Annotated in this window: 19 protein-coding genes and 1 pseudogene; 5 read left to right on the top strand and 15 right to left on the bottom strand. The window is 68.4% G+C overall.

What is annotated here, in order from left to right; all coding sequences use genetic code 11:
* The 8 genes and pseudogenes from V7053_RS10945 to rpsJ all read right to left on the bottom strand — a co-directional run.
* A pseudogene (locus tag V7053_RS10945) lies at positions 1–113 on the bottom strand (30S ribosomal protein S3); the annotation flags it as partial.
* Positions 114–479, bottom strand: a complete 366-nt coding sequence (gene rplV / locus V7053_RS10940) for a 50S ribosomal protein L22 (RefSeq protein ID WP_138414232.1) — start codon at positions 477–479, stop codon at positions 114–116. It abuts the pseudogene before it with no gap.
* 57 nt (positions 480–536) lie between these two features.
* A complete protein-coding gene (gene rpsS / locus V7053_RS10935) occupies positions 537–818 on the bottom strand; it encodes a 30S ribosomal protein S19 (RefSeq protein ID WP_043119392.1) in 282 nt (93 codons plus the stop codon).
* Positions 819–830: 12 nt separating this feature from the next.
* Positions 831–1,670: a 50S ribosomal protein L2 gene (gene rplB / locus V7053_RS10930; RefSeq protein WP_334172307.1), complete on the bottom strand. Its 840-nt coding sequence runs from the start codon at positions 1,668–1,670 to the stop codon at positions 831–833.
* Positions 1,671–1,700: 30 nt separating this feature from the next.
* Positions 1,701–2,009: a 50S ribosomal protein L23 gene (gene rplW, locus V7053_RS10925; RefSeq protein ID WP_043119394.1), complete on the bottom strand. Its 309-nt coding sequence runs from the start codon at positions 2,007–2,009 to the stop codon at positions 1,701–1,703.
* Positions 2,006–2,629 carry a 50S ribosomal protein L4 gene (gene rplD / locus V7053_RS10920; RefSeq protein WP_334172306.1) on the bottom strand — a complete coding sequence of 208 codons (624 nt, stop codon included), beginning with the start codon at positions 2,627–2,629 and terminating at the stop codon, positions 2,006–2,008. The genes rplW and rplD overlap by 4 nt, the downstream gene beginning before the upstream one ends.
* 4 nt (positions 2,630–2,633) lie before the next feature.
* Positions 2,634–3,284 (bottom strand): 50S ribosomal protein L3, encoded by a 651-nt coding sequence (gene rplC / locus V7053_RS10915; protein WP_334172305.1) that lies wholly within the window; start codon positions 3,282–3,284, stop codon positions 2,634–2,636.
* Between the two features lie 21 nt (positions 3,285–3,305).
* Positions 3,306–3,614, bottom strand: coding sequence for a 30S ribosomal protein S10 (gene rpsJ, locus V7053_RS10910; protein WP_043119398.1), 309 nt, complete (start codon positions 3,612–3,614; stop codon positions 3,306–3,308).
* 532 nt (positions 3,615–4,146) lie between these two features.
* Here rpsJ and aroA point away from each other — a divergent pair.
* The 5 genes from aroA to V7053_RS10885 all read left to right on the top strand — a co-directional run bounded on the left by aroA (position 4,147) and on the right by V7053_RS10885 (position 12,786).
* Complete coding sequence (gene aroA, locus V7053_RS10905; RefSeq protein ID WP_334172304.1) at positions 4,147–7,218, top strand: 3-phosphoshikimate 1-carboxyvinyltransferase; 3,072 nt, start codon at positions 4,147–4,149, stop codon at positions 7,216–7,218.
* The gene (locus V7053_RS10900) at positions 7,215–8,411 is read left to right on the top strand and encodes an acyl-CoA dehydrogenase family protein (protein ID WP_334172303.1); all 1,197 of its coding nucleotides are present in this window, start codon (positions 7,215–7,217) and stop codon (positions 8,409–8,411) included. The genes aroA and V7053_RS10900 overlap by 4 nt, the downstream gene beginning before the upstream one ends.
* Positions 8,408–9,229, top strand: a complete 822-nt coding sequence (locus V7053_RS10895) for an SDR family oxidoreductase (protein ID WP_334172302.1) — start codon at positions 8,408–8,410, stop codon at positions 9,227–9,229. Before V7053_RS10900 ends, V7053_RS10895 begins: the two co-directional genes overlap by 4 nt.
* A 62-nt stretch (positions 9,230–9,291) precedes the next feature.
* Positions 9,292–11,247, top strand: coding sequence for an oxidoreductase (locus V7053_RS10890; RefSeq protein WP_443022606.1), 1,956 nt, complete (start codon positions 9,292–9,294; stop codon positions 11,245–11,247).
* A gap of 96 nt (positions 11,248–11,343) precedes the next feature.
* Entirely contained in the window at positions 11,344–12,786 is a 1,443-nt protein-coding gene (locus tag V7053_RS10885; RefSeq protein ID WP_334172300.1) for a GH1 family beta-glucosidase, read from the top strand.
* Here V7053_RS10885 and V7053_RS10880 read toward each other — a convergent pair whose 3' ends face one another.
* From V7053_RS10880 to rpoC, 7 genes are all read right to left on the bottom strand, one after another.
* Complete coding sequence (locus V7053_RS10880; protein ID WP_255733191.1) at positions 12,787–12,912, bottom strand: hypothetical protein; 126 nt, start codon at positions 12,910–12,912, stop codon at positions 12,787–12,789. It abuts the gene before it with no gap.
* Positions 12,913–12,956: 44 nt separating this feature from the next.
* Entirely contained in the window at positions 12,957–17,123 is a 4,167-nt protein-coding gene (locus tag V7053_RS10875) for a hypothetical protein (RefSeq protein WP_334172299.1), read from the bottom strand.
* 122 nt (positions 17,124–17,245) lie between these two features.
* On the bottom strand, positions 17,246–18,436 hold the full coding sequence (gene tuf, locus V7053_RS10870; protein WP_334172298.1) for an elongation factor Tu: 1,191 nt from the start codon (positions 18,434–18,436) through the stop codon (positions 17,246–17,248).
* A 202-nt stretch (positions 18,437–18,638) separates the two neighbouring features.
* On the bottom strand, positions 18,639–20,753 hold the full coding sequence (fusA, locus tag V7053_RS10865) for an elongation factor G (RefSeq protein ID WP_334172297.1): 2,115 nt from the start codon (positions 20,751–20,753) through the stop codon (positions 18,639–18,641).
* A gap of 76 nt (positions 20,754–20,829) precedes the next feature.
* The gene (gene rpsG / locus V7053_RS10860; RefSeq protein WP_043119406.1) at positions 20,830–21,300 is read right to left on the bottom strand and encodes a 30S ribosomal protein S7; all 471 of its coding nucleotides are present in this window, start codon (positions 21,298–21,300) and stop codon (positions 20,830–20,832) included.
* Positions 21,300–21,674 carry a 30S ribosomal protein S12 gene (gene rpsL / locus V7053_RS10855; RefSeq protein ID WP_043119407.1) on the bottom strand — a complete coding sequence of 125 codons (375 nt, stop codon included), beginning with the start codon at positions 21,672–21,674 and terminating at the stop codon, positions 21,300–21,302. The genes rpsG and rpsL overlap by 1 nt, the downstream gene beginning before the upstream one ends.
* A gap of 390 nt (positions 21,675–22,064) precedes the next feature.
* A partial coding sequence (rpoC, locus tag V7053_RS10850) for a DNA-directed RNA polymerase subunit beta' (protein ID WP_334172296.1) occupies positions 22,065–24,502 on the bottom strand: 2,438 nt, incomplete at its 5' end.

The raw sequence follows: 24,502 nt of genomic DNA, 5'->3' as shown, positions 1-24,502 counted from the left end.
CGGACGAAGTCCTTGTAGCGCTGACCGGGCTTGTTGCTGTCGGCAAACCAGTGCGAGACGTGGTCGGTGGTGATGCCGAGTCGGAACCCGTGCGGGTTGACCTTCTGTCCCATTTAGCGGGCCTCCTCGTTCTCGGGGGTCGCCACGACCACAGTGATGTGGCTGGTGCGCTTCTTGATGCGGTAAGCGCGGCCCTGGGCACGCGGCTGGAACCGCTTCATCGTCGGACCCTCGTCGACGAACGCCTCGCTGATGTAGAGATCGCTCTCGTCGAAGGGCAGACCGTCACGGTCGGCCAGGACGCGCGCGTTGGCCATCGCGGAGGCGACCACCTTGTAGACCGGCTCCGAAGCCGCCTGCTGGGCGAACTTCAGGATCGCCAGAGCCTCATTCGCCTGCTTGCCACGAACAAGGTTGACGACGCGCCGGGCCTTCATCGGCGTTACGCGGATGTGGCGCGCAATTGCCTTGGCTTCCATTGCTTTCCTTCTCTTTCTCGAAGTTCAAGCACTGCTTCCCTCTGCCATGCGGCAGGGTCAGCGGCGCTTGCCCTTCTTGTCGTCCTTCACGTGGCCGCGGAAAGTCCGCGTCGGGGCGAATTCGCCGAGCTTGTGCCCGACCATCGACTCGGTGATGAAGACCGGGACGTGCTTCCGGCCGTCGTGCACGGCGATCGTGTGCCCGAGCATGTCCGGGATGATCATCGAGCGGCGGGACCAGGTCTTGATGACGTTCTTGGTGCCCTTATCGTTTTCCCGGGCGACCTTCACAAAGAGGTGCTGGTCAACGAAAGGACCCTTCTTCAGGCTGCGTGGCATGTGTCCAGGCTCCTATCGCTTGTTCTTGCCAGTACGACGACGGCGGACAATGAGCTTGTCGCTCGCCTTGTTGGGGCGGCGGGTACGGCCCTCGGGCTTGCCGTTCGGGTTGACCGGGTGACGACCACCGGAGGTCTTGCCCTCACCACCACCGTGCGGGTGGTCGATCGGGTTCATCGCGACACCGCGGACGGTCGGGCGCTTGCCCTTCCACCGCATGCGGCCGGCCTTGCCCCAGTTGATGTTCGACTGCTCGGCGTTGCCGACCTCGCCGACGGTCGCGCGGCAGCGCACGTCGACGTTGCGGACCTCGCCCGACGGCAGGCGGAGCTGGGCGTACTTGCCCTCCTTGGCGACGAGCTGCACCGAGGCGCCCGCGGAGCGCGCGAGCTTGGCGCCGCCACCGGGACGGAGCTCAACCGCGTGGATGACCGTACCGACCGGGATGTTGCGGAGCGGCAGGTTGTTGCCGGGCTTGATGTCGGCGTCCGGACCGGACTCGACGAAGTCGCCCTGGGCGAGCTTGTTCGGCGCGATGATGTAGCGCTTGGTGCCGTCCACGAAGTGGAGGAGGGCGATGCGCGCGGTGCGGTTCGGATCGTACTCGATCTCCGCGACGCGGGCGTTGACGCCGTCCTTGTCGTGGCGACGGAAGTCGATCAGACGGTACTGGCGCTTGTGGCCCCCACCCTTGTGGCGGGTGGTGATACGACCCGTGTTGTTGCGGCCGCCCTTCTTGGGGAGCGGACGAACCAGGGACTTCTCCGGCGTCGAACGCGTGATTTCTGCGAAGTCGGCCACGCTCGAGCCGCGACGGCCCGGGGTGGTCGGCTTGTAGTTACGGATTCCCATTTACCTGTTCCTCGTTAAAGTGGTCTCCGCTCAGGCGAGCGGACCGCCGAAGATGTCGATCGTGCTGCCGTCCTTGAGAGTGACGATGGCACGCTTGGTTGCCTTGCGCTGGCCCCAGCCGAACTTGGTGCGCTTGCGCTTGCCCTCACGGTTCGCGGTGTTCACCGACGCAACCTTGACGGAGAAGATCTGCTCCACCGCGTTCTTGATCTCGGACTTGTTGGAGCGCGGGTCCACCAGGAAGGTGTACTGGCCCTCGTCGATCAGGCCGTAGCTCTTCTCGGAGACGACCGGAGCGATGATGACGTCGCGCGGATCCTTGTAGCTCGATGCAGTCACTTGGAGGTCTCCTCGTTCTTGGGCGCCCGATCGGCGACGAACGCGTCGAAGGCCGCCTTGGTGAACACCACGTCATCGGAAACCAGCACGTCGTACGTGTTGAGCTGGTCGGCGTAGAGCGCGTGGACCTCGGGGAGGTTGCGGACCGAGAGGGCTGCGTTCTCCTCGGCGCGCTCGAGAACGACAAGGATGTTCTTGCGGTCGGTGATGGACTTGAGGGTCGCGATCGCGCCCTTCGTGCTCGGCTTCTCGGCTGCGCCGAGAGTCTCCACGACGTGGATGCGGCCGTTGCGAGCGCGGTCCGAGAGGGCACCGCGGAGCGCGGCGGCCTTCATCTTCTTGGGGGTGCGCTGCGAGTAGTCGCGCGGGGTCGGGCCGTGGACGACGCCGCCACCGGTCATGTGCGGGGCGCGCACGGAACCCTGGCGGGCGCGGCCGGTGCCCTTCTGCTTGAACGGCTTGCGGCCGGCACCCGAGACCTCGCCACGGTTCTTCACCTTGTGCGTGCCCTGGCGTGCAGCCGCCAGCTGGGCGACGACGACCTGGTGCAGAAGCGGCACGTTGGTCTGGACGTCGAAGATCTCGGCGGGGAGATCGACATTCACAGTTGCGTTAGCCATGAGTTCAGGCTCCCTTCACAGCGGTGCGGACGAGGACGACCGAGCCGCGGGCACCGGGGAGGGCACCCTTGATGAGGAGCAGCGACTTCTCGGCGTCGACAGCGTGGACCGTGAGGTTGAGCGTCGTCTGACGCTCGTTGCCCATGCGGCCCGCCATGCGCAGGCCCTTGAAGACGCGGCCCGGGGTGGCGCAAGCACCGATGGAACCGGGCTTGCGGTGGTTCTTGTGGGCACCGTGCGAGGCGGAGACACCGGCGAAGCCGTGGCGCTTCATGACACCGGCAAAGCCCTTGCCCTTGGTCGTGCCGACGACGTCGATCTTCTGGCCGGCGGCGAACTGCTCGACGGAGAGCTCCTGGCCGAGCGCGTAGGCCTCTGCGTCCGCGGTGCGGACCTCGACGAGGTGACGGCGCGGCGTCACGCCGGCCTTCTCGAAGTGGCCGGCAAGCGGCTTGGTGACCTTGCGGGGATCGATCTGGCCGTAGCCGATCTGAACGGCCGTGTAGCCGTCGGTCTCAGCGTTGCGGAGCTGGGTCACGACGTTCGTGTCGGCCTTGACGACAGTGACGGGGATGACGTTGTTGTTCTCGTCCCAGACCTGGGTCATGCCGAGCTTCGTGCCCAGCAGGCCCTTGACGTTGCGGGTTGCGGTCATAGTTCTCTCAGCACCTCCCTACTAGAGCTTGATCTCGATGTTGACGTCCGCCGGCAGGTCGAGGCGCATGAGCGAGTCGACGGCCTTGGGGGTCGGATCGATGATGTCGATGAGCCGCTTGTGCGTGCGCATTTCGAAGTGCTCGCGGCTGTCCTTGTACTTGTGCGGAGAGCGGATGACGCAGTACACGTTCTTCTCCGTGGGCAGCGGCACGGGGCCGACCACCGTTGCGCCTGCGCGCGTGACCGTCTCAACGATCTTCCGGGCCGAAGTGTCGATGACCTCGTGGTCATACGACTTCAGCCGGATGCGGATCTTTTGTCCCGCCATATCCTCAACTCGCATTCAGTCATGTGCACTGTTCGGTTTCAGCTATCCGTGGCTGCCGAGGCATTCAAGGTCGAGGCCACCACAGGCCGCACTGACTGAATCCGGGCATTCCCGGGTTCCTCAATCAGCCGGCCCTCCGACCCCCGCGGTCGGGCGTGTCGCGATTTCCACGCGCACGTACCCGTAGCTTCTTTGCGGAGGTGGGTCATATTTGGGCTCCAGCTTGGACCCTGCACCCGGCATTATCCGGATCGGGACACGAAGGAGCGCTTGAACAACTCATCTAGTCTGCCAGACATCGGTCGAGAAGAGAAATCCGCAGGGCACACTGCCCTGACGCGGCCAGGGAGGAGGCCGGCCGCGCGCCGAAGGGAGGCCGCGACCCGGATCGGATCCGACCACGATGCGGATGGACCCTTGCCTATCTTGCGCCTGCCTTACTAGTTTCAGTTACGGAAAGTCATTAGGGATCCTAATTGAATGCCGCGGCGGCTCCGGAACCTCTGCGGCCCTCACCGCAAAGGGCAGACCCATGCATCTCTCCGTCCTCGGTACGGCCGCCCCCCTCAAGGGCGAGGTCCTGGTACCCAACTCGAAATACCACGCTCACCGGGCTCTCATCCTCGCTTCCCTCGCCCCGGGAGTCAGCCGGATCCGCGGGCTCACGGACGCGCGCCACGTCCAGTACACCGTCGGCCTCCTGCGGGGCCTCGGGACCCGGATCGACGTGGTCGGCGATACGTTCGTGGTCGAAGGGGGCCCCTACCGGCCGCGCCGGGAATCCGTCTCAGCCGGAAGCTCCGGCACCACCCTGTACTTCATGGTTGGCCTTGCGTCCCTCAGCGAGTCCGATGTGGTCGTCACGGGCCAGAAGTACTTCCAGCGCCGTCCGATTGGCCCGCTCCTCGCGGCCCTCCGCCAGATGGGTGCGGACGTCTCCTCGCCTGACGACTGCCCACCCATCCGGGTCCGCGGCAAGCGTCCCACGGGCGGCGACGTCCGCATCGCCGGCACCCTCTCACAGTGGATCTCTGGCCTCATCCTGCTCGCGCCGTTCGCGACGGGCCCGACCACGATCACGGTCGAGGGCGAGTTCAACGAGCGGACCTACATCGAGCTCACGGTGAGCATGATGCGTCAGTTCGGCCTCCACGTCAGCGTCTCGGAGGACTGGCGCCGCTACGAGATCGAGCCGAACCAGGTCCCCGTGCCCACCGACCTCGTGATGCCCCCGGACATCGGCTCGGCAGCCTTCGGGCTCGCCGCGGCGGCCCTCCAGCCAGCCGACGTCGTGCTGCACGGCCTGCGCAAGACGAGCGCGGGCGAGTCCGACCACCCCGAGTCCGACTTCCTCGACATCGTCGCGGCGATGGGCCTCCCCATGGCCTACGACCCCTCGGTGGACGCCGTCCGCGTCCGGCACGACGGGCTCCGCCTCTCCCCCATCGACGTGGACTGCCGGACCGTCCCCGACATGCTGCCGATCCTGTCTACGCTCGCGACCTTCGCGGAAGGCGAGAGCGTCTTCCGCAACGTCGCCCACGTTCGCCTCAAGGAGTCCGACCGCGTGGCCGCGATGCTCCAGCTCAACAGCATGGGCGGGGACCTGCGCATCGACGGGAACGACCTTCGGGTCCGCGGCGTGCGGCGTCTCGTCGGCGCTGACCTCTCCTCGTTCAACGACCACCGGGTCCTCATGTCGCTCGCGGTCGCTGCCTCCGCGGCGGAGGGCCGCTCGACGCTCACCTACCCGAACGCCTACCGGATCTCGTATCCCGAGTTCCTCACGGCCATGAACTCGCTCGGGCTCTCCATGCGGGTCGAGCACGGACCGGTGCGGCGCCCCGAGCCCAAGAAGCCCGCGGCGCGGGCGGCCCGGGACAACCTGCGCCGGCTCACCACCCAGCGTGACGTCGATGCTGCCGCGGCCGTCCCCGGTGCCGACTGGGTCCGCCGATGGGCGGGCGAGAAGCCCAACGCGAGCGCCGTCGTCGCCCTCCGTCCCCGTGTGACGGAACACCTCACGTGGTCCGAACTCGACGAGCGCGCCGATCGCATCGCCTCCCTCCTCGTCCAGCTCGGCGTCCGGGCCGGCGACCGCGTGGCGGTGCAGCTTCCGAACCGCGCGGAGTTCGTCGCGTGCACCGTGGGCGCGGCGCGGATCGGCGCCGTCATCGCGCCGATCATGCCGATCTTCCGCGAGCGCGAGGTCTCCTTCGCGCTCCACCGCTCGCAGGCGAACGTCATCATCCTCCCCGCGTCGTTCCGCGGCCGTCGGCACGCCGACGAGCTCGCCTCGATCCTCGGGGGCGACGACGACGCCGGGGCCAGCCTGCCGCTCGCGCTGCGGCACGTCGTCGTCATCTCCGAGGACGACGACGGCCGCGCCGCAGTGGGGCGCGGGGTCGCGGATGCCACCCGCGAGGAGGGCCGCCCGCAGTGGCACGACTGGGACGAGGCGCTGGCCGGGGTCGTCGTCGACCGTGAGGCACTCGACGCGTTGGCTCCCGATGCCTCGGCCCATGCGCAGCTGCTCTTCACCTCCGGCACCTCGGGCGAGCCGAAGGGTGTCCTCCAGCGGCACTCGGTGCTGAGCCGCGCCGCGGCCATGGAGGCCCGCCACCTCGGGCTCACGGGCGACGACACGATCTACATCCCCTCGCCCCTCGCCCACCAGACCGGGTTCCTCTACGGCATGTGGCTCGCCTTCGTGCTCGGCGGACCGCAGGTCGTGCAAGAGGTGTGGGACGCGCAGCGGGCCCTGGACGCCATGCAGGGGTGGCGCGTGACGTTCGTCCAGGCGGCGACGCCCTTCCTCATGGACCTTCTCAAGAAGGCCGAGGAGACTGGCCAGGTGCCCGAAAGCCTCCGCATCTTCGTCGCGACCGGTGCCGCCGTGCCCCGCGCACTCGCGGAGCGGGCGACGCGCGTGCTCGGAGCGTCGGTGTGCGGTGCGTTCGGCACGACCGAGACGTGCCTCGGCGCCCTCGCCACGCCAGCCGACGAGCCGGTCAAGATGTGGGGCACCGACGGCCGAATGCTCGACGGCGTGAAGCTCCGGATCGTGACAGACGACGGCCAGCCCCTCCCGCCGGGCGTGGAGGGCAACTTCGAGCTCAACAGCCCGACGATGTTCGAGGGCTACCTCGACCGCCCGGACCTCACGGCGGCCGCCTTCACCGAGGACGGGTGGTACCGCACGGGCGATCTCGGCATCATCGACGACGCGGGCTTCCTGCGCATCACCGGCAGGGTCCGCGACGTGATCAACCGTGGGGGCGAGAAGATCCCCGTGGCCGAAATCGAGCAGCTCCTGTTCGAGCACCCGCTCGTCGAAGACGTTGCCCTCGCGGCCATCCCGGACGAGCGGCTCGGCGAGCGCGCGTGCGCGTTCGTGGTGCCCACTCAGGACGGCAGGCTGACGTTCGAGGGCATGCAGGAGTATCTCGACGCGCACCAGGTCTCCAAGCACTATTGGCCTGAACGGCTCGAGATCGTGGAGGCCCTGCCGCGCAACGCGGTGGGCAAGATCCAGAAGTACCTGCTCCGGGAACAGGCCAGGAACCTGACGCCGCAGCGAACAGACGACGGAGGAAGCAAGTGACCATCACCAGCATCGCCCTCGACGGGCGGGGAAGCGCCCTTTCCGAGGCGGAGTACGCGCAGCTCAAGGACGACGTCGAGGCGTGGGTCCGCGGGGCGGGCGAGGCGTGGGCGGAGCGCATCGAGGCCTCCGGCGAGGTCCCCGAGGAGCTGTGGACCGAGCTCAGAGAGCATGGGTTCCTCTCGCTCGCCGCCCCCGTCGAGCTGGGCGGCCGTGGACTGAGCTTCGTGCAGTGGATGGGTCTCATGGAGGTCTTCTCCCGCTCGCACGCCTCGGTGCGGATGATCGTGCACGTCGTGAACGGCACGTGGCGCGCCATGAATCCCTTCGCGAACGATGAGCAGCGGGAGCGCTTCGTCAAACCGTCGATCGCGGGCGAGATCAAGGTCGCCTTCACCCTCACGGAGCCGGGAAACGGCACGGGAGCGGACATCACGAGCACGGTCCGCCGCGACGGCGACACGTACTACCTCACCGGCCGGAAGCACCTCATCACGTTCGGCGTGCGCTGCGACTACTGGCTCCTCTTCGCCCGGCTCGAGGGCAGTACGGGCAAGCACGGCACAGTGGCGCTGCTCGTCGACCGGCACGCCCCGGGCGCCACCGTACTGGACACGTCCGAGACGATGGGCGTGCGCGGCACCGACCATGCCGAGCTCGTCTTCTCCGACACCCCCGTCCCCGTGGCCAACCGGCTCGGCGAGGAGGGCGACGGCCTCGCCGTCGCGCTCGGAGGCTTCCTCACCCCCAGCCGCATCTCGGTCGCCATGAGCTGCGTGGGCCTTGCCGAACGGGCCCAGGAGCTCGCCGTCGACTATGCGCTCCGCCGTGTGACGTTCGGCAAGCAGCTCGCCGAGCGGCAGGCCATTGCCTTCCAGATCGCAGAGAACGAGGCGGACATCGAGGCCGCGAAAGCCCTCGTGCTGCACGCGGCCGCACAGTGGCAGGAGGGCCGCGAGTCCGCGAGCGCGCTCTCGTCCATGGCAAAGATGATCGCCGTCGACATGCTCACCCGCGTGACGGACAAGGCCCTGCAGGTCCATGGTGGACTCGGGTACTGGAAGACCCAGACCATCGAGCGCGTGTACCGGGACGCCCGGGCCCAGCGCTTCGAGGAGGGCACGAACGAGATCCAGAAGACTGTCGTGGCACGGGACGTGTTCCACCGCGCCGCTGTTAAGGAGTCGAAGTGACGGACAAGGTCCACGCAGACAAGATCGCCCTCATCACCGGGGCCTCACGGGGCATCGGAAGGCAGCTCGCCGAGCAGCTCGCCGCGGGCGGCGCGAAGGTCGTCGTCAACTACAAGAAGAACGTCGGGCTCGCGCAGGACGTCGTCGAGCGGCTCAAGGAGCTCGGTGGCGACGGCATCGCCGTCCAGGCGGACGTCGAGAACCCCGAGGACATCGTCCGCCTCTTCGACAGCGTCGCGGACACTTACGGCCGGCTCGACTACTTCGTGAACAACGCGGCAGCGGCCGCGTTCAAGCGCGTCATGGAGCTGCGCGCGCACCACCTCGACCGCTCGTACGCGATGAACGTGCGCCCCTTCGTCCTGGGCAGCGAGGAGGCCGTCAAGCTCATGGACCGAGGCGGCCGGATCGTCGCAGTGACGAGCTACGGGAGCCAGCGCGCGTTCCCGACGTACGCCGCCCTCGGCTCGTACAAGGCCGCCGTCGAGTCCTTCGTCCGCTACATGGCGGTCGAGTTCGCCCCGTACGGGATCAACGTCAACGCGGTCAACGGCGGGCTCATCGATTCCGACTCGCTCGAGTACTTCTACAACGTTCCCGGGCAGGCACCGATGGAGTCGGTGATCGCGAAGATCCCGAAGGGCCGTCCGGGGACGATCGCGGACATGGCCAACGCGATCGAGTTCCTGCTCTCCCCCACGTCGGACTACATCACGGGACAGACCCTCGTGGTCGACGGCGGGATGACGGTCGCGGCCCCGCCGTACTTCTACGAGACGAGCGAGCCCATCAGCATCCCCGAACGGCCCACCCGCTGATGACGGCGCGCGCGTTCACGCCGGTGCGCATCGGCACGCTCGAGTTGAAGCACCGGATCGTCATGGGTTCCATGCACCTCAACCTCGAACGGACCGACGACGGCGGGGCCGCGCTCGCCCAGTTCTACCGCGAACGGGCGCTCGGCGGGGCCGACCTCATCATCACGGGAGGTGCGGCGGTGAACCGCGAGGGTGCCGGGGGCGGGACGTACGCGCTCGTGAATGAGCCGGAGTCCGCGCCGGCGCTCGCGCGAGCCGCGGCGGCCGTCCAGGAGGCGGGAGGCCATCTGGCACTTCAGCTCTTCCACGCGGGCCGCTACGCGTTCGAGGCGACCTTCGGACTGAGGCCGCTCGCGCCGTCGTCCGTCTACAGCCGCTTCTCGCGCTGCGAGCCGGAGGCCATGGACGAGGAGCAGATCCAGCGCACGATCGCCGACTTCGCCTCCGGCGCCCACCGAGCCCGCGAACTCGGCTTCGACGCGGTCGAGATCATGGCCTCCGAGGGCTACCTCATCAATCAGTTCGTCTCGCCGCTCACCAACCTGCGGGACGACGCGTGGGGCGGCGACGCGGAGCGGCGCCGCCGCTTCCCGCTCGCGGTCCTGCGCGCGGTGCGCGAGGCCGTCGGGCCGGAATTCCCTGTCATCGTCAGGACCTCGGGTGCGGACCTCATGGATGGTTCGAGCACTGACCGCGAGCTCGATGACCTCGCCGTCGAGCTCGCGGCCGGAGGCGCCGACGCACTGAACGTGGGAGTCGGCTGGCACGAATCAGCTGTCCCCACGGTCCAGGCCCTGGTCCCGCATGGGCATTGGCTGGCTGTGGCCCGGCGCGTGCGCACGGCGGTCCGAGCCGCGGGCCTCGAGACACCGGTCATTGCCTCCAACCGCATCAACTCGGTTCCGCTCGCCGACGAGGCACTGGCCCGGGGCGACGGCGACCTCGTGGCCATGGCCCGGCCTTTCCTCGCAGACCCACGGATCGTCGAAACCTCCCGTGCCGGGCGGCTCGAGCTCGTCAATACGTGCATCGGCTGCAACGAGGCATGCCTCGACCGTTCGTTCGGGGACGAGCCAGTCTCGTGCCTCGTCAATCCGCGGGCTGGCCGCGAGCTCGAGTACCCGCCGATCCCGCTGCGCGCCGTGCCGTCCCGAACTCCTCCGGCGGCTCGTGCGGGAGGACCCGGGCGCGTGGCCGTCGTCGGCGCCGGTCCCGCAGGCCTCCAGGCGGCAGCGACTCTCGGCGCGGCGGGGGTCCGCGTAGACCTGTACGAGGCCGAGGACGAGATAGGGGGACAGTTTCAGCTGGCCGGCCGTGTGCCCGGCAAGTCTGACTTCCTCGAGACCATCCGATACTTCGAGAACCTCCTTCCGGGGCTGGACGTTCGGGTGCTCACGGGGACCGAGGCCACCGCGGCGAGCCTCGTGGGCTACGCGCACGTTGTCGTCGCGACGGGCGTCCTGCCCCGCACAGTGCGTCTTCCCGGGACCGAACTCGGGCACGTCATCGACTACAGGGAGGCCTTCGCCGCGCCTGGCCGGGTGGGGCGTCGAGTGGCCATCGTCGGCGCGGGGGGAATCGCCGTCGACCTCGCCCACCTGCTGGCGGAAGCGAACCCGGAGCGGGAGATCACGATCATGCGCCGCAGCGGACGCATCGGTGCGGGCATCGGCCCGTCGACCCGGTGGGCCGTCCTCGCGGAGCTCCGCGCCGCTGGCGTGCGGACGCTGACCGGCGTCGGCTACCGCAGGATCACGGCCGACGGCGTCGAGATCACCGACCCGGAGGGGGCCCTCGAGCTCATCCCCGGCGACACCGTGATCCTCGCGGCGGGGCAGGAGCCCCGCGCCGCGCTCGCCGAGGGGCTCGCCCACGAGGGCGTCCCCCACACCGTGATCGGGGGCGCCCGGGACGCGAGCGGGCTCAACGCCGTCCGCGCGTTCGACGACGGGCTCCGGACCGGTTCCGCCGTCGCCGTGATGCTCGCCGACGCGCCAGCTGAGCCCGTCCAAGCCTGAGCCCTCCGAGCTCGCTGAGCCTCTCCGGGCCCGGCTTCCCGCCAAACCCCGCGCGGGCGATAGCCAATTCCGCACGCTCGGCGCGATGATAGGCCCATGCCGCGTACCGCCGTCGACCGCTTGGCAGCCCTGCTGCCCCCGGGCTTCACGCTCGGCGTCGCGACGGCGGCGTTCCAGATCGAGGGGGCGGTCGACGACGACGGCCGGGGTCCGTCGGGATGGGACGCCTTCGCGCACTCCCCCGGGACGATCGCCGACGGCGCCTCCCCCGACATCGCGGACGACCACTACCACCGCGCGGAGGAGGACCTCGCCCTCCTCTCGCGGCTCGGCGTTGACGCCTACCGGCTCTCCATCGCGTGGCCCCGGGTCCAGCCTGATGGTCGGGGGGCATGGAACGAGAAGGGCTGGGCCTTCTACGAGCGACTCCTCGACGGGCTGCTCGAAGCCGGCATCCGGCCCGTCGTCACGCTGTACCACTGGGACACGCCGCTCCCCCTCGAGGAGGCGGGAGGCTGGCTCTCCCGCGAAACCGCCGAGCGGTTCTCCGAGTACGCGGCCGAGGCGGGGCGTCGGCTCGGCGACCGGGTCGACCAGTGGATCACTCTCAACGAGCCCGCGACCGTCACGCTCAACGGGTACGCCCTCGGGGTGCACGCCCCAGGAAAGCAGCTCCTGTACGAGGCACTGCCGAGCGTTCACCACCAGCTCCTCGCCCACGGTCTCGGGGTCCAAGCGCTGCGCGCGTCCACCGACGACGGCAAGATCGGCATCACGAACCTCCACGCGCCCGTGTCGGCGAAGTCGTGGCGGCCGTTCGACCGGCTCCACGCGGGCCTGTTCGACGCCATCTTCAACCGCCTGTTCGCCGACCCCATCCTGCTCGGCCGCTATCCCCGCGTTCCGTGGATCGCGAAGCGCAACTTCGCGCCTCTCCTGGACGCCGTGCGTCCCGGCGACCTCGAGCTCATCCAGCAGCCGCTCGACTTCTACGGCCTCAACTACTACTACCCGGTGCGCATCGGGGCCGGAGCCGGGCCGGCCGCAGGGGCGCCCACGGGGCATCACCGCCGCGTGGCCGCACTCAAGCGGCTGCCCTTCCATCTCGCCGACTTCCCGGAGTTCCCACGCACTGGCTTCGGCTGGCCGATCGCGCCCGCGCACCTGGGCACCCTGCTCGTCCAGATGCGCGACCGCTACGGAGACACGCTCCCGCCGATCCTCATCACCGAGAACGGCGCGAGCTTTCCAGAGCCAGCGAGCACGGACGGGCCGATCGACGACAGCGAGCGGATCGACTACCTCGCTGCGCACCTCGAGTCGGCGCTCGATTCGGTCGCGCCCGGCGGTCCGGCGGAGGGCGTGGAGCTGGCAGGCTGGTTCGTGTGGACCCTCCTCGACAATTTCGAGTGGGCCGCGGGCTACACCCAGCGCTTCGGCCTCGTCCACGTCGATTTCGACACGCTCGAGCGGACCCCGAAGGCCTCATTCGAGTGGCTGCGGCAGCTCACCGCGGCACGCGAGCGGACCGCGGCCTAGCTATTCCCCGCGGTTCGCGCGACGAATGCGCCGCGCGCGCTCGATCTCGTTCTTGAAGTTCTTCCGAATGCTGAAATAGCCGCCCACGATCACGATGACCAGGGCGATGACAATGATCCAGGCCACGGCGGCTTCCTCCCTCGGGTGCACCGGCCATCCGACCGGCGCTCCTACCGTAGCAGCGTGCCCCGGGAGGCGCGCAGGAGCCACCAGACGGCCGCACCGATGAGTGCGAGGCCGAGGCCGGCGAGCAGCAGATAGGGGTACGCACGGACGGCCCACAGGACGCAGGCGAGAACGCCGAGGGCGCCCCACGCCGTGAAGCGTCGGTCGGCACCCGCGAGGCCAGCCACGGTCAGGCTGACGAAGACGAGGAGCAGCCAGACCTGCTGCGCCGAATCGGCGCCGGCGGCGGAGGCGAGGCCAGCGAGGCTCGCTGCCCCCGCGGCGGCCGCAAGCCACCGCTGCCCGTTTCGGCGGTCCCCCGCGATGTAGCGCAGCAGTGCCACGACGCCCGCGACCACGATGTACCACTGGGCGAGCCAGAACAAGCTCGGCTCCTCCGTGCCGCCGAACACCGCTCGTTGCGTCGCCGCAAGCACGACGACGGCGCCGACCTCGAGCGAGGACCGCAGCCACCTCGAGGGAGCCTCCGAGACGGCCAGTGCAACGAGGGCACCGGCGAGGCCCGGCAGGAGATGGGCCGCGGGTGGGTCCCATGAGACGCATGCGGCGAGGAGCAGCGCCAGGGCGGCTGCCGCGACGATCGACCAGCGCCGCACCGGATCAGCGCCGAGCCGTAGGATGGGCGCGTCGAGCGGCTCGTCGAGGGGCTCGACGCCCCGCAACCAGACCGGTGCCCAGCGAAGGGCGAGCCCGATGCCAGCTGGGACGAGAGCTCCGACGAGCAGAGGGAGCACGTGCCGCCACGGCTCCGCTTCCCCCGCGAACACGCTCGTCGCACCCGCAGTCCCGCCGATCAGGAATCCGAGAACCCCGAGCGGGAAGGCCGTTTGCGCCACGCCCGCGACGCCGCGCCAGACCCAGCTGGTCGTGATGAGGAGGGCCGCCGCGGCGCCTGCCGCGACGCCGAAGACCCATGGCTCCTGCCCGATCCCAGAGGCGACCGCCGCTGAGGCAAACACCGCGCCTCCGCTCGTCCACGGCCAGAGCGGCCGATGACCAGGGCCGCCCCGCCGTCCGAGCCCGAACACGTGCACGACGGCGAGCAAAGCCGACACCAGCACGAAACCCTGTGACGTGAGGAGGGGTGCGGACAGCAGCTGGTCGGGCGGGAACGCGAGGGCCGGCCCGACCCACACGAGCGCAAGGAAGGCAGCCGCGAGGCCCCCATACCCGGCCCGCGGATGCTCGCGCAGAGTCGCCACGACCGAGGCCGCCGCGAGGGCCGTCTCGACGATGAGGACCCAGCGGCCCCCACCGGCTTCTGACCTTGACGTGACGGCGTAGGCCACCGGAAGGGCAAGCTGAGCCGCCAGCCCGCTCCAGTACGCTGCGCCCTGGAACGGGAGGCCCGCCGTCGTCCGTTTGAGCAGGCCGCGTACCGCGTGCTGCAAGGCAAGCCCGACGGCGAAGACCAGGCTCAGTACAGTCGGTGAGGCTGTCGCGTCGCGCGCGACGAGGCCAGCAAGGATCAGCGGAAGCGCCCGCGCCGCGAGCAGGTGGGCGCCGCGGAGCCGGACCCCGGGCGCGAGATACACCATAGCTGCGGCATAGGCCGCGCAGAGCCCGATGCTGATTTCGAGGAGTCGCAGGTCGCCCCGCGCCGCGAGCGGCGACAGCACCAGCACGGCGGGCACGAATGCCAGGGCGGCGGGGCGACGCCGGAGCACGACGCCGCACGTCGAGGCACCCACGGTGAGTGCAACCCACAGAGCGGAGGTCAGGGGGCCGATCTCCTGCTGCCCCGCAAGGCCCTCGACCGCGCTGACCGAAACCAGCGCGGCCGTCGCAACGCCGAGCGTGACGGCGGCGTCGCCAAGGGCCCAGGGAAACGGCCCCGGGACGCGCCCGCGGATTCCCGCGTCAGGCAGTTCCCTGCCTGGCACGCCGGCAACGAGAGGGATCCACAGCTGCGCGAGGGTGACCGCCGCGAGAACATGCCATTCTGAGAGCGCCTGACCGCCGAGGCTCAGGTGCCATCCGTCACGCTCCATGGCGTGGAATACCCCGAGCACGAGTGCGCTGCCTGAGGCCCGCGCCAGCCAGAGGTAGGTCCACATCTCAGGGCTCCCGAAGGACCGCACTGCACAGGACCCGAAGACGAGGGCCAGCACGAACAGCACACCGTTCCCGATGCCCCACTCGTCGGCCGCGTAGGCTTCCCCCGCCAAGACGGCCACGAGGATCGGTGGCACAAGTTCACCGACGAGGAGGTCTCGCTTCTCCGCGTCGCCCCGTCCGAACAGGGCCGCCGTGAGCGCCACGGCCGCAAGGCAGACGGCCGCTGCCGTCAGACCGTAGAGCACCGAACTCGTCGCCGTCACGGCCGCGGCCGCGCACCCCGCTGAGGCCGCGACCGACATGATCACGACCGCAGCGCGCCGCCCGAACTCGGTGATTCCGAGCACGCGCAGCAGCGCCGTGAGCATGAGTTGCGCGGCGGCGGCTCCGGCAAGAGCCGAGCTGAGAGGCGCCACACGCTCTGGGGCGCTCCACCCGGAGGGCAGGCACGCATTGACCACCGAGGGAGCCGCGAGCAGGGAGGCGTACCGTGCCGCTGCGATGAACTCGCCTCCCCGCCACGGTCTGCCCGATGTGGGCCGGGGAGCTCGCGGCCATCTGGCACGGCTGAGCCAGTACGCGGCACCCCAGACCACGAGCACAGCGAAGCCCGTTGGCTCCAACGACTCCTGGGCCAGCGGGAGGGAGGCGATCGCAGCACATGGAAGCCATTCGGCCGCACCTCCGTGCCACCACCCCACGAGCTGGGCGGAGAGGAGCATCGCGGCGCAGGCCACGACGACGGGCACCGGACCGCTGCCCATCCCTGCTGTCTGAATCGCGACGGCCGCTATGACGAGCAGGAACATGCCTCCAACCGCCGCCGCCTGCTCGAGCGCGATGCTGTCCCGTGTAAGTCCCAGACGCGCCTCGAGGCGATCCCCAAGAATCACGACGAGGAAGACCTCGACGGCGCTGGCCACCGCTGCCGCCCCGATCGCAGCACCCACGCCACTGGCAGCATTCCCCAACCAGCCGACGTCGGCTGCCTGGGCGGACCCGACTGCCATGGCGAGGACCGCCGTCCCCCGTGCGCCCCACCACGAAAGGCGGCGAACGAGCGCCGGACCGCGAACCAACGCGGTGACGGCAAGCGATGCGCAGACGGCGGCGGCCAGCCCCGGATACTGCCACCGCTCCAGGCCCCTTGCGGCGATGGTTGCCGCAGCGAGCACGGCCGGGGCCACCAGCGGATGCACGCGGACGAGGGGCCGGAGATAGGCGCGCGGGACCCATCGCGGACGCATGAGCACGAGGACCCCCAACCCGGCCGACAGCGCGAGCAGGGCCGCGAAGTCGACCGCGAGCGCACCGCCCACGCCGGCAGCGGCTGACCATGCCCCTGAGAACGCGAAGGTGATGGACGCGTAGACCAGGATGCGGCTCTCGAGCCGGACCGCCGCCGCTCCGAAGGCGACAAGCCCGATGAGACTCGTCGCGAACCAGGTCACTGCGGTGTTGTGCACGGCGAGCACATCAACGGCAAGACCGGAGACCGGCAGGAGCGCGAGCCCGGTGCCCGTGAACGCGACGGCCGCCGGCCGGAGCCGCGCCACGCGGGCATGGACCAGCAGACCAATCGCGTAGAACACGGCCGTGACCACGAACAGGGCCGTGAGACGCAACCCGTCGCTGGCGGAGCTCGCAAGGAAGAGCGCAGCCGCGGCCACGATGAGGAGGGAGGCGGCATACAGGGCGATGTTGGCATTCAGGATTCCGCGGCGCCGACGACGGCGGGCGATGTCCTCGGCGTCGTACCTCTCCGAGACGGGCCTCAGAGTCGGGGGCTGGGCGAGACGCGGCGCCGTGGGTGGAGATTGCCGGGCTGGCCGTGGCGGGACTGGCCGAAGTGGGGCTGGCCGAAGTGGGGCTGGGGGTCGGATGAAGGGAGCCCTGGACTCCGCGGCCATCCCCAGCCGAGCAGGCTCCGGGGGGCGCAACCCGGCGGGGGCCATCATCGAGGCCCGCTCCTCCCAGCCCGCCCGATGCCCTTCGAAGAAACCGACGCGGTGCCCCTCGGCGAACCCTTCGCGTCGGCCGGCCTCGAAGCCCTCCACGTAGCCGGCGTCGAACTCGGGAGATGCGTTTCCCATCCTTGCCCCCTCAGATTTTATCCACTCGTTGGAATAATAGGGGTCAAGAAAACCCCGCCGCAATGCTGCGACGGGGTCTTCTCAGCTAAGGCCTTCTAGCGGCTTCGAAGATCTCGAAGAGACTACTTGAGGATCTTCGTGACGCGGCCCGAGCCAACGGTGCGGCCACCCTCGCGGATGGCGAAGCCGAGGCCCTCTTCCATAGCGATCGGCTGGATGAGCTGAACGGTCATCTCAGTGTTGTCGCCGGGCATGACCATCTCGGTGCCCTCGGGGAGGGTGATGACGCCGGTCACGTCCGTGGTACGGAAGTAGAACTGCGGGCGGTAGTTCGAGTAGAACGGGTTGTGACGGCCGCCCTCGTCCTTGGAGAGGATGTAGACGTTCGCCTCGAAGTCGGTGTGCGGGGTGATCGAACCCGGCTTCACAACGACCTGACCGCGCTCGACGTCCTCACGCTTGATGCCACGGAGGAGAAGGCCACAGTTCTCGCCGGCCCATGCCTCGTCGAGCTGCTTGTGGAACATCTCGATACCCGTGACCGTGGTCTTCTGGACCGGGCGGATGCCGACGATCTCGACCTCGGAGTTCAGGGCAAGCGTGCCACGCTCGGCACGGCCGGTCACGACGGTGCCACGACCGGTGATCGTGAAGACGTCCTCGATCGGCATGAGGAACGGCTTGTCGCGGTCACGAACCGGGTCCGGAACGTTCTCGTCGACGGCGTCCATGAGGTCCTCGACGGACTTGACCCACTTGGGGTCGCCCTCGAGGGCCTTGAGGCCCGAGACACGGATGACGGGAGCGTTGTCGCCGTCGAAGCCCTGCGAGGACAGGAGCTCGCGGACCTCCATCTCGACGAGGTCAAGGAGCTCCTCGTCGTCAACCATGTCAGCCTTGTTCAGCGCGACCAGGAGGTAGGGAACGCCGACCTGGCGGGCGAGCAGAACGTGCTCGCGGGTCTGGGCCATCGGACCGTCGGTCGCGGCGACCACGAGGATCGCGCCGTCCATCTGAGCCGCACCGGTGATCATGTTCTTGATGTAGTCGGCGTGGCCCGGAGCATCGACGTGAGCGTAGTGGCGCTTCTCCGTCTGGTACTCGATGTGGGCGATGTTGATGGTGATACCGCGCTGGCGCTCCTCAGGAGCCGCGTCGATCGACGAGAAGTCGCGCTTCTCGTTCAGGTCCGGGTACTTGTCGGCAAGCACCTTCGAAATGGCAGCGGTCAACGTGGTCTTACCGTGGTCGACGTGACCGATGGTGCCAATGTTGACGTGCGGCTTAGTCCGCTCGAACTTTGCCTTCGCCACTGGTTCCTCCTATGAAGGTTTCTTAAGAAGACTGCCTCCAGCCGCGCTTGTCGCAACTGAAACTCTGGCAAGTCTACTGGGGGGCTGTTTCTTTCGTAAAATTCGCGGGGCGTTCAGCCCCACAGGGTGGTGACCCGCCGCCGTCGCCCCTTCTCGGGACTGAGTCCCGCGAAGACGACGGCGGACGGGGCACCTTCCAGAACTACTCGCCGCGCGACTTCTGGATGATCTCGTCGGCAACGGCCTTCGGGACCTCGGAGTAGCTGTCGAACTGCATCGAGTAGACAGCACGGCCCTGGGTCCGGGAGCGCAGGTCGCCGATGTAGCCGAACATCTCGGACAGCGGGACGAGCGCGCGGATCACCTTGACGCCTACCGCATCCTCCATGGCCTGAATCTGGCCACGGCGGGAGTTGAGGTCGCCGATGACGTCGCCCATGTAGTCCTCAGGCGTGCGCACCTCGACCGCCATGAGCGGCTCGAGGAGCACCGGGTTGGCGCGGCGGGCGCCTTCCTTGAAGACCTGCGAACCGGCGATCTTGAACGCCATTTCCGAGGAGTCGACGTCGTGGTACGCACCGTCGGTGAGGATCGCCTTGACGCCGACCATCGGGTAGCCGGCCAGGATGCCGAACTGCATGGCGTCCTGGATGCCCGCGTCCACCGAAGGGATGTACTCGCGCGGCACGCGGCCGCCCGTCACGGCGTTCTCGAACTCGTAGAACGTGCCTTCGGAGGTGTCGAGCGGCTCGAACGTGACCTGCACCTTGGCGAACTGGCCGGAACCGCCAGTCTGCTTCTTGTGCGTGAAGTCGACCTTCTCGACCTTCTTCTTGATGGTCTCGCGGTAGGCAACCTGCGGCTTGCCCACGTTGGCCTCGACCTTGAACTCACGGCGCATGCGGTCCACGAGGATGTCCAGGTGGAGCTCGCCCATGCCGCCGATCTCGGTCTGGCCCGTCTCCTCGTTGAGGGAGACGGTGAACGTCGGGTCCTCAGCCGAGAGCTTCTGGATGGCGGTCGAGAGCTTCTCCTGGTCGCCCTTCGTCTTCGGCTCGATCGCGACGAAGATCACCGGCTCCGGGAACGTCATCGACTCGAGGACGATCGCGTTGTTGATGTCGCAGAGCGTATCGCCCGTCGTCGTGTCCTTGAGGCCGATGACAGCGTAGATGTGGCCAGCGTGGAGCTCGTCTACCGGGTTCTCCTTGTTGGCGTGCATCTGGAAGAGCTTGCCGAGGCGCTCCTTCTTGCCCTTCGTCGAGTTCAGCACCTGCATGCCGGACGTCGCCTTGCCCGAGTACACGCGGATGAAGTTGAGCTGGCCGAAGAACGGGTGGGCCGCGATCTTGAAGGCGAGGGCCGAGAACGGCTCCGTCTCGCTCGGCTTGCGGCTGAGCTCGATCGACTCGTCCTTCGGGTCGTGGCCGATCATCGCGGGCACGTCGAGGGGCGAGGGAAGGTAGTCGATGACCGCGTCGAGCATCGGCTGGACGCCGCGGTTCTTGAACGCAGAGCCACAGAAGACCGGGTAGATCTCCGAGTTGACGGTGAGCTTGCGCACGCCCGCCTTGAGCTCCTCGACCGTGAGCTCTTCGCCCTCGAGGTACTTCTCCATGAGCTCTTCGGACGCCTCAGCAACGGTCTCGACGAGCTGGTGGCGGTACTCCTCAGCGCGCTCCTTGAGGTCCGCGGGGACCTCCTGGGTCTCATAGGCAGCACCCATGGTCACGTCGCCCTTGGCGTCGCCGGGCCACACGAGGGCCTTCATGGTGAGCAGGTCGACGACGCCGACGAAGTCGTTCTCAGAACCGATCGGAAGCTGCATGACGAGCGGCTTCGCGCCGAGGCGCTTCACGATCGTGTCGACCGTGAAGTAGAAGTCGGCACCGAGCTTGTCCATCTTGTTGACGAAGCAGATGCGGGGCACGTCGTACTTGTCGGCCTGGCGCCACACCGTCTCGGACTGGGGCTCGACGCCCTCCTTGCCGTCGAAGACGGCGACGGCGCCGTCGAGCACGCGCAGGGAGCGCTCGACCTCAACCGTGAAGTCCACGTGACCAGGGGTGTCGATGATGTTGATCTGGTTCTGGTTCCAGAAGCAGGTGACGGCGGCGGACGTGATCGTGATGCCGCGCTCCTTCTCCTGCTCCATCCAGTCGGTCGTCGAAGCACCGTCGTGCGTCTCGCCGATCTTGTGGTTCACGCCCGTGTAGAAGAGGATCCGCTCGGTCGTGGTGGTCTTGCCGGCATCGATGTGCGCCATGATGCCGATATTGCGGACCTTGCTGAGGTCGGTAAGCACGTCGAGTGCCACGGTGTCTCCCTATGTTTTCCCTTGTAGGCTGCGCATTCGCCGCCGGCCCTCGTGGGGCCGGCGGCGAATCAGGCATTTACCAGCGGTAGTGCGCGAAGGCCTTGTTCGACTCGGCCATCTTGTGCGTGTCCTCGCGGCGCTTGACTGCGGCACCGAGACCATTCGACGCGTCCAGAAGCTCGTTCTGGAGGCGCTCCGTCATGGTCTTCTCGCGGCGGGCCTTGGAGTAGCCGACGAGCCAGCGCAGGGCGAGCGCCGTCGCGCGGCCCGGCTTGACCTCGACCGGAACCTGGTAGGTGGCGCCACCGACGCGGCGGGACTTGACCTCGAGGGTCGGACGGACGTTGTCCATCGCCTTCTTGAGGGTCGCAACCGGGTCGCCGCCGGTCTTCTGACGGGCGCCCTCGAGGGCGCCGTAGACGATGCGCTCGGCCGTGGACTTCTTGCCGTCCACGAGCACCTTGTTGATGAGCTGCGTGACGAGCGGCGAGCCGTAGACCGGGTCGACGACGAGCGGGCGCTTCGGGGCGGGACCCTTGCGAGGCATTACTTCTTCTCCTTCTTCGCGCCGTAGCGGCTGCGGGCCTGCTGACGGTTCTTGACGCCCTGCGTGTCGAGCGCACCGCGGACGATCTTGTAGCGGACACCCGGGAGGTCCTTCACGCGGCCGCCGCGAACGAGCACGATCGAGTGCTCCTGCAGGTTGTGGCCAACGCCAGGGATGTAGGCCGTGACCTCAACGCCACCGTTGAGGCGGACACGGGCCACCTTGCGGAGGGCCGAGTTCGGCTTCTTCGGGGTGGTCGTGTACACGCGGGTGCACACGCCACGGCGCATCGGGCTGCCCTTGAGGGCAGGAGCCTTGGTCTTGGAGACCTTCGGCGTGCGGCCCTTGCGGACCAACTGCTGAATAGTAGGCACTTTCGTGTTCTCCGTACTTCGTTGAACTTCGCCCGGGCAGGCTCGACCGGAATCATGGCCTGCCTCAACGAGCATTGACGGTCGATTCACACTCGCTGCGGTTCGACCGTAGGCGTGCGAAAGTGTGGCATTTGTTGCGCACCAACCCCGCAACCCGGAAACAGGCTTCCTCCGCGCGTCGACACGGCGGCCATCATCCTCTGCCACACAGAAACAATCGTAGAAATCTTAGCACGCGCAGGACGGCGTCCCCTAAACGGCCTTCTCCCCGCCGAGACGAGGGCCAAACGGCCGCGCGGCCGGCGCCCCCCGGAAGGGATGCCGGCCGCGCGGAACTGCCTGTCGCCGTCGTCGTCCACCGCCGGGCGAAGGACGACGACGGCGGGACCGTCAGCGGTAGTCGCCGCCGCCGAGGTCGTAGTCGTCGAGCGGAATCGCGTGGAACTCCTGAACGCCGTCGCCGTTCAGCGGATCGTACGCGAAGTCGCTGAACGCGCTCGGACCGGTGAAGAGCGTCGCCTTGGCTTCCTCGGTCGGCTCGACCGCGATCTCGGTGTAACGGGGCAGACCCGTACCGGCCGGGATGAGCTTGCCGATGATGACGTTCTCCTTGAGACCGAGCAGCGGGTCGCTCTTCGCTTCCATGGCCGCCTGCGTGAGGACGCGGGTGGTCTCCTGGAACGATGCGGCCGAGAGCCAGGACTCCGTGGCGAGCGACGCCTTGGTGATGCCCATGAGCTCGGGACGGCCAGAGGCCGGCTTCTTGCCCTCGGACACCACGCGGCGGTTCTCGTCGCGGTAGCGGCGCGACTCGGCGAGCTCGCCCGGGAGCAGATCCGTGTCGCCGGACTCGATCACCGTGACGCGGCGCAGCATCTGCCGGACGATGACCTCCACGTGCTTGTCGTGGATGCCGATGCCCTGCGAGCGGTACACGCCCTGGACCTCGTCGACAAGGAACTTCTGCGCCTCGCGCGGGCCCTGGATACGCAGGACCTGCTTCGGGTCGACCGGGCCGTTGACGAGCTTCTGCCCGACCTCGACGCGCTGGCCTTCCTCGACGAGCAGACGTGCACGGCGGGAGACCGGGTAGGCGATCTCCTCAGTTCCGTCGTCCGGGGTCAGGACGATGCGCAGCTGCTTCTCGGTGTCCTCGATCGAGACACGGCCCGCGGCCTCGGAGATCGGGGCGACACCCTTGGGGGTGCGGGCCTCGAAGAGCTCCTGGATACGGGGAAGACCCTGCGTGATGTCCTCGCTGCCGGACGCCGAGACGGCGCCACCGGTGTGGAAGGTACGCATCGTCAGCTGCGTGCCAGGCTCACCGATCGACTGGGCCGCGATGATGCCGACCGCCTCGCCGATGTCCACGAGCTTGCCGCTCGCGAGCGAACGGCCGTAGCACTTCGCGCACGTACCCACCGCGGACTCGCACGTCAGGACGGACCGGACGCGGAGCTCGGTGATGCCGGCCTCGATCAGGCGGTTGATGAGGACGTCGCCGAGGTCGGCGCCCGCCGGGGCGAGCACGTTGCCCTCGGAGTCGACCGTGTCGACCGCGAGCGTACGGGTGTACACCGTGTTCTCGACGTTCTCGTCACGGACGAGCTCGCCGTTGTGGTCCGGCACGGCGATCGGGACCATGAGGCCGCGCTCGGTGCCGCAGTCCTCCTCGCGCACGATCACGTCCTGCGACACGTCGACGAGACGACGCGTGAGGTAGCCCGAGTTCGCCGTACGGAGAGCCGTGTCGGCGAGACCCTTGCGGGCACCGTGCGTGGCGATGAAGTACTCGAGCACCGACAGGCCCTCGCGGTACGAGGACTTGATCGGGCGCGGGATGATCTCGCCCTTCGGGTTTGCCACGAGGCCACGGATACCGGCGATCTGGCGGACCTGCATCCAGTTACCACGAGCGCCCGAGGAGACCATGCGGTTGATGGTGTTCATCTTCGGCATGGACTCGCGCATGACGGAGGCGATCTCGTTGGTCGCCTTGTCCCAGATCTCGATGAGCTCGGAGCGGCGCTCCTCGTCGTCGATGAGACCCTTGTCGTACTGGCTCTGGATCTTCGCCGCACGGTCCTCGTAGCCCGCGAGGATGGCCGGCTTCGCCTCGGGCACTGCAATGTCCGAGATGGCCACCGTGACGCCCGAACGGGTCGCCCAGTGGAAGCCCGCGTCCTTGAGGTTGTCGAGGGTCGCCGCGACGACGACCTTCGGGTAGCGCTCGGCGAGATCGTTGACAATCTCCGAGAGCTTGCCCTTGTCAGCGACGGACTCGACCCACGGGTAGTCCGCGGGCAGGGTCTCGTTGAAGATCACCTGGCCGAGCGACGTCTCGACGAGCGCCGGCTCCCCGGCCTCCCAGCCCTCGGGCGCCGGCCGCTCAGCGGACGGCACGAAGCCCTCGAGCCGGATCTTCACCTGCGCGTTGAGGTGCAGCTCGCGGTTGTCGTACGCCATGATCGCCTCGGACACCGACGAGAACACGCGGCCCTCGCCCGCTGCCGCCTCACGCTTGGTGGTGAGGTGGTACAGGCCGATGATCATGTCCTGCGACGGCAGGGTCACCGGGCGGCCGTCAGACGGCTTCAGGATGTTGTTCGAGGAGAGCATGAGGATGCGCGCCTCGGCCTGGGCCTCCGGGCTCAGCGGAAGGTGCACGGCCATCTGGTCGCCGTCGAAGTCGGCGTTGAACGCCGCACACACGAGCGGGTGGAGCTGGATGGCCTTGCCCTCGACGAGCTGCGGCTCGAACGCCTGGATGCCCAGGCGGTGGAGGGTAGGTGCGCGGTTGAGCAGCACCGGGTGCTCCGTGATGATCT

It is taken from the genome of Sinomonas sp. (assembly GCF_036848755.1).
Classification (GTDB): domain Bacteria; phylum Actinomycetota; class Actinomycetes; order Actinomycetales; family Micrococcaceae; genus Sinomonas.
Note: the sequence above shows the minus strand (reverse complement) of the source record. Positions and strands in the feature narration are given on the sequence as shown.

What these genes read in the sequence shown, in the direction of transcription:
- V7053_RS10890 (WP_443022606.1), top strand. Translation starts at nt 9,292, where the DNA reads ATGGGTTCCATGCACCTCAACCTCGAACGGACCGACGACGGCGGGGCC.
- rplB (WP_334172307.1), bottom strand. Translation starts at nt 1,670, where the DNA reads ATGGGAATCCGTAACTACAAGCCGACCACCCCGGGCCGTCGCGGCTCG.
- rpsJ (WP_043119398.1), bottom strand. Translation starts at nt 3,614, where the DNA reads ATGGCGGGACAAAAGATCCGCATCCGGCTGAAGTCGTATGACCACGAG.
- rplD (WP_334172306.1), bottom strand. Translation starts at nt 2,629, where the DNA reads ATGGCTAACGCAACTGTGAATGTCGATCTCCCCGCCGAGATCTTCGAC.
- V7053_RS10885 (WP_334172300.1), top strand. Translation starts at nt 11,344, where the DNA reads ATGCCGCGTACCGCCGTCGACCGCTTGGCAGCCCTGCTGCCCCCGGGC.
- rplV (WP_138414232.1), bottom strand. Translation starts at nt 479, where the DNA reads ATGGAAGCCAAGGCAATTGCGCGCCACATCCGCGTAACGCCGATGAAG.
- rpsS (WP_043119392.1), bottom strand. Translation starts at nt 818, where the DNA reads ATGCCACGCAGCCTGAAGAAGGGTCCTTTCGTTGACCAGCACCTCTTT.
- rplC (WP_334172305.1), bottom strand. Translation starts at nt 3,284, where the DNA reads ATGACCGCAACCCGCAACGTCAAGGGCCTGCTGGGCACGAAGCTCGGC.
- V7053_RS10875 (WP_334172299.1), bottom strand. Translation starts at nt 17,123, where the DNA reads ATGGGAAACGCATCTCCCGAGTTCGACGCCGGCTACGTGGAGGGCTTC.
- rpsG (WP_043119406.1), bottom strand. Translation starts at nt 21,300, where the DNA reads ATGCCTCGCAAGGGTCCCGCCCCGAAGCGCCCGCTCGTCGTCGACCCG.
- aroA (WP_334172304.1), top strand. Translation starts at nt 4,147, where the DNA reads ATGCATCTCTCCGTCCTCGGTACGGCCGCCCCCCTCAAGGGCGAGGTC.